The 5010-nt window shown below is 53.7% G+C and carries 3 protein-coding genes and 2 tRNA genes; 4 read left to right on the top strand and 1 reads right to left on the bottom strand.

Annotated elements, in window-relative coordinates; all coding sequences use genetic code 11:
- Positions 1-464: 464 nt before the first annotated feature.
- Genes LB545_RS30675 through LB545_RS30665 form a run of 3 tightly spaced genes read left to right on the top strand, consistent with a single transcriptional unit; the run spans position 465 to position 3874 of the window.
- A complete protein-coding gene (locus LB545_RS30675; RefSeq protein ID WP_404927179.1) occupies positions 465-683 on the top strand; it encodes a hypothetical protein in 219 nt (72 codons plus the stop codon).
- Complete coding sequence (locus tag LB545_RS30670) at positions 680-2086, top strand: 50S ribosomal protein L11 methyltransferase (RefSeq protein WP_140522018.1); 1407 nt, start codon at positions 680-682, stop codon at positions 2084-2086. Before LB545_RS30675 ends, LB545_RS30670 begins: the two co-directional genes overlap by 4 nt.
- A 36-nt stretch (positions 2087-2122) precedes the next feature.
- The gene (locus LB545_RS30665; RefSeq protein WP_140522016.1) at positions 2123-3874 is read left to right on the top strand and encodes a sulfatase-like hydrolase/transferase; all 1752 of its coding nucleotides are present in this window, start codon (positions 2123-2125) and stop codon (positions 3872-3874) included.
- Positions 3875-4199: 325 nt separating this feature from the next.
- Here the strand turns inward: LB545_RS30665 and LB545_RS30660 are convergent.
- A tRNA-Asp gene (locus tag LB545_RS30660) sits at positions 4200-4276 on the bottom strand.
- Between the two features lie 216 nt (positions 4277-4492).
- Between LB545_RS30660 and LB545_RS30655 the strand changes: the two genes are divergently transcribed.
- Positions 4493-4568 (top strand) — tRNA-Val (locus LB545_RS30655).
- The last annotated feature ends 442 nt before the right edge of the window (positions 4569-5010 follow it).

Here is a 5010-nt window from a genome sequence, read left to right as displayed (position 1 = left end):
GCGCCAAGTACATCGTTATTCAAGCAGCCCCACGCCATGATGTTGCAGGTCAAGGAGCGACGCAATCGACGCCCAAGCGGCAGCAACCGAGAAGCCGACCTCCCACTGATGCCAAACGTAATCGTGTTAACCCCCGGCGCCATCACTCATCGAACGGGCACGTGCCGGCGATATGGTAGAGCGGCAAATATGAGGACTATCGCCTTCACTTCGCCGACCCGCCGCGACGAAGGCGTTCGTTGACCATTTTGGCGGAGACATGTTCGATCGCAAAAATCCGAAATGTTTGGCGCCGCACAGCGACAGAGTGGCTCACTAGCGACACGCTGTCGCGGCCATTTCCGTCACCACAAGTTTCTCGAAGTGTGAAAGATTTGTGACAAATGTCTGGTCAAACGCGTTGGATCGCATTAAAGGCGCATTAAACAGCAACCGCGCGCAGAGCCGATGGGGAGTATGGGCCTTTGTACAAGATGAGACTGACAGCTTCACTTGGGATGCTATATTTATTGAGTCTGACGGTGTCGGCTCACGCATATCTCGACCCGGGCACCGGGAGCATGCTGCTGCAGGGCTTGATTGCAGGTGTCGCGGCGGGCACCACCGTGTTAACCATCTATTACAATCGCCTCAAACTGCTGTTGGCGCGCATTTTCGGTAAGAATCGTACAGACCGGAAATGAAAGGTTCAGGACTAGTTTTTGAGGATGGATCGTTCCGAGATCCTTCCGGGTCGGTCTTTGTTTCCGATGGCCGGGTTTTCCGCACAGTGACCGACCAGGGCAAAGCGAGCTATGAGGCCGCCCGGGATGCGGGCATCCTGCTACGTTACGCCGAGCTGGATAAAATAGTCCGGACCAGTGAGGTCGCCCCCGCAGATTGGCCCGAGGTCGTAGGAAAACCAGCTTACGTGTTGGAACACGGAGCGATACCATTCGTGAGCTATCCCTACGAATGGTCTTTCGGTGCGTTGAAGGCAGCAGCCCTGCATCATCTTGACCTGCAAATACAACTATTGACCGAGAATTTTGTCCTTTCTGACGCAAGCGCCTACAATGTGCAGTTCGTTGGCTCCAAGCCCATCTTCATCGATATCCTCTCTGTTAGGCCATATCGGGACGGGGAGTATTGGACGGGTCACAGACAATTCTGCGAGCAGTTTCTTAATCCGCTGCTTCTCCGAGCTGTGAAGGGAATCGCCCACAATTCATGGTTCAGGGGTGCGCTGGAGGGCATTTCCACCCGCGATTTTGCTCGCTTGCTGACATTTTCTGAGCGATTTTCGTGGAACATGTTGACCCACGTCACGCTGCAAAGTCGCCTTGAACAGAGCTCCGTGAATGATCCCAGCAACGCTGTCAAAAGGGTTAGCCGAAGCAGAAAGCTACCGCGGGCGGGGTATCACGGCATTTTATCCCAATTGCGCCGGTGGATCGCACGTCTAGAGCCGGCCGACACCGGCAAGACTGTGTGGGGCGCATACGCGAGTATGAACACCTACTCCAGTCAAGAGGCCTCGACAAAGCGGCAAATGATCCACGATTTCGCGGCATCCGGCCAAGTCGCCACCGCAATCGATCTGGGCTGCAATACTGGCGACTTTTCGGTCGCCGCTTTGGAGGGTGGCGCGAAAGCGGTAGTTGGCTTCGATTTCGATCAGACCGCAGTCGACATCGGATTTTTGCGGGCCGCGTCAGCTAAAATGAACTTTCTTCCGTTGTGGCTGGATGCTGCGAACCCCAGCCCTGATCAAGGATGGGCTCAGAAGGAACGAAAGGGTTTCTCGTCGAGATTCAGAGCTGATGCGGTTCTTGCTCTCGCTTTTGAGCACCATCTTGCCATTGGCAGAAACGTGCCTTTGCACCAGGCCGTCAAATGGATTGTTGACGTTGCTCCCACCGGCATAATCGAGTTCGTCCCCAAGGATGATCCAACAATTCGACAGATGCTTGCTCTTCGAGAGGATATCTTCCCCGATTATAGCCCTTCTTCGTTCGAATGCGCACTTACGTCCGTTTCCCGCATTGCGAAGAAACAAACAGTGTCGGCCACCGGCCGTACACTTTATCAATTCGATAGGCGATGAAATAAAAAGAGATGGTACTTTATCGGGTATTTTCGAATGAGTATTAACGCCAATCGCATTGTTAGAATTTCGACGGCATTTCTTGCCTTACTGTTTCCAATATTAGTCCTTTTCGTTTTTTTTCCGTTGGAGCTTTATGCGAAAAACGCCAAGGAATTGGGGTATGATATTTGGCTCCCCACTATTTTCTTTTATGGCGGCGCATTTATCTTGATATTTGTATGCGCTCTAACCTTGTTCGGAATTCGGGATTTCATAAAAAAGGCGTATTTGCTTCTAGGGGCCTTCGTATTACTCGCCGACGTTTTTGCCCCCGTTCAGCTGAGTCGCTTAGATGGCGCAGCATTCACAAGCCCGGAGCCCATCTCCATCACTGCGGTAGAAGTTGCTATCTTGGTCGCGCTGTTGGCGGTGGGTGCAGTTACGACTCTAGGCACGCTGGTTCGGGTTTTTGCCATCCTGTCGATCGCGTTAATTGCCGGATTGGCCACTGTCGCTGCGGGCCTGCCGGTGCCACCGGCTGAAACCGAAAACTCTCCTAAATCCGGCTTGTCTATAAATGGCCGCTCGGACCTTCCAAATATATATCACTTTCATCTCGATGAGATGCAGTCAGATTTTGCACTTGCCGCGATCGAAGAGATGAATGACCGGAGCATTTTTCGCGGGTTTACGTTTATGCGCCGGAATATTTCAAATTATCCTTATACGTTGTCGTCGGTTGCGAGCTATCTGACCGGCACCATATTTCGGAATGGAAGCTTTCCCGCCTGGAGGGCGGCCTTCGATCAAGGATTGCTGAAAGATCTTCGGACGGATGGTTACGCAGTTGATGTTGTGGGGCTTCCGGAGATATTGCAGACAAATGTTGCAGATGTATTTTTCACGCCAGAGCAGATCACCAAGTACCAATACTCGCTCAAACACCCGCAAATTGTCGAATTTTCTGGATTATTGTTTGCAAAATTGTTTCCAAATTTCTTGACAAATGAGGCCTTGGGGTGGGGACACTCGGCCGGCGAGCGGATTAGCGCAGTATTTGAGCGCAAAGCGGAAAGCTACATCCCGAAGACCGTAGAACAAGGCGTCCATCCATTTCAGGCTGTTGTGGGGATGAAATATCTGATCGCGAATGAACAGCGGTTTGCCGCACGCGGTAGATACACATTGTTCCAAGCGATCCTTCCTCATGGCCCCTACGTGCTCGATGCAAATTGCATGGTCGATCCCGAACGTGCGGCGGTCGGGGTCCAGGCTGCCTATAGGTCTCAGGCCAGTTGCGCCATGAAGCTTGTTGTGGAGTTCTTGCAAGAGCTCAAGCGACTGGACCGCTATGACGACGCCATTATCGTCATACAATCTGACCACGGGTCCGGGTGGGCAGGCTTTTTGAATGGACTCGGTGGCTCAGAGATGAGTCCGCCGTATCACTCCGGCATCACCGCATTTGGAGGCACCACCGCAGCATTTGAAAGCAGGTCGATGGCAACCCTCATGATTAAGCCCTCTCAATCGGACTCTGATTTTGCGGTATCTGACGGAGAATCGCAGTTGATCGACGTCTATCCCACAATAATGGACGCGATCGGGCACCAGCCTAACCGACCTCACGATGGTCTGAGTTTGTTGCCCTGCCTAACAGGATCCTGTGAAAGCATCCGCGTGCGCCCGCAAAAATTCTTTGTCTATCCGCACGATGGGGGCATTTCTCCGCTGCTAGCCAATACCGTAGTGTTCACGGCCGGACATGCAGTCTTCACACAAACCGAGACTATACCGGTGCCGTAGCGGTTGAACCGCTTGAATATCGCGATGCGTCCCCCCTCGGCCCGCCCGGTTCATGGACGTTGGGCGTTCCGGTGCGGTCGAGGCCAACGCCGCGCCAGCGGCGCTTCGATCGAGGCGATCTCGGCCAAGATGGCCAATTCAATCGACCAGAACAAGGCGCTCCAGAAGACGTACATGCCGGTCAATCTGGTAGCCGTCTGCGCAGCCCGACGTAGGGGCAGGAAACTGCTCGGCCAGGAACGGAATGAATACGAAAAGTTGAAACTCTCCGGAAAATGAGAGTTGAAACTTTTTCAAGGGGCGGTAGCTAACCCCTTGAAACTAATGGCGCGAGTGACGGGGCTCGAACCCGCGACCTCCGGCGTGACAGGCCGGCACTCTAACCAACTGAGCTACACCCGCGCATTGACGAGCACGTGTCAGCCGTGTTCGTCGTTGGGCGCTGGATAAGGGGTTCGCCACCGGGTGTCAAGCGCACGAAACCATCATAACATCAAACTGGAGAAGGTTTTTTGACAGCCGGCGTGTTGTTCGCAAATACGGCCCGCAACGACGGCGTCCCACGCTCATTTGGCCTTGCGAAGCTGGCCCCGACCGCTTAAAGGTCCGGCCCGGAGCGGGCGATTAGCTCAGTTGGTAGAGCGCTTCGTTTACACCGAAGATGTCGGCGGTTCGAGCCCGTCATCGCCCACCATATAGCCTGCTGAATTTTACTGCTTATTTCAGATCGCTGTTGACTTTAATTCTCCTGACGGGCGCACCTAGCTACAAACTAGCAACTGACGCGTCTTGAGAGACTCCCCTGTTCTAGGTCGACAACGCAGACCGTAGGGGCGGGAATCACACATTCTCGGATGGTCCTTCCACCGACAAAATCTGAAGGCTCTCGATCTCCTGCATGACCTTTCCTGCAATATCCTGAAGGTCACCGAACCATGCCGACTGTGGACTCGATGACGCCCTGAATTTGGGCCTTACTATGGGCTAAACGTGAAGCACAGATACAGGGCGTCATCGAGGCCTATGTATGGCGACCTCCAGGGTGTGGCTAGCAAGGTGATGCAGGAGATCGAGGGCCTTAAAGTCCTGGCCGTAGAGGGCATCCGATGATGTCGGCCCCTAAATAACCACGCACC

The sequence above is a fragment of the Mesorhizobium sp. BR1-1-6 genome (genome assembly GCF_020165355.1).
GTDB lineage: Bacteria > Pseudomonadota > Alphaproteobacteria > Rhizobiales > Rhizobiaceae > Mesorhizobium.
Note: the sequence above shows the minus strand (reverse complement) of the source record. Positions and strands in the feature narration are given on the sequence as shown.

Coding starts and splice junctions, on each gene's coding strand:
- LB545_RS30665 (WP_140522016.1), top strand. CDS start 2,123: ATGAGTATTAACGCCAATCGCATTGTTAGAATTTCGACGGCATTTCTT.
- LB545_RS30670 (WP_140522018.1), top strand. CDS start 680: ATGAAAGGTTCAGGACTAGTTTTTGAGGATGGATCGTTCCGAGATCCT.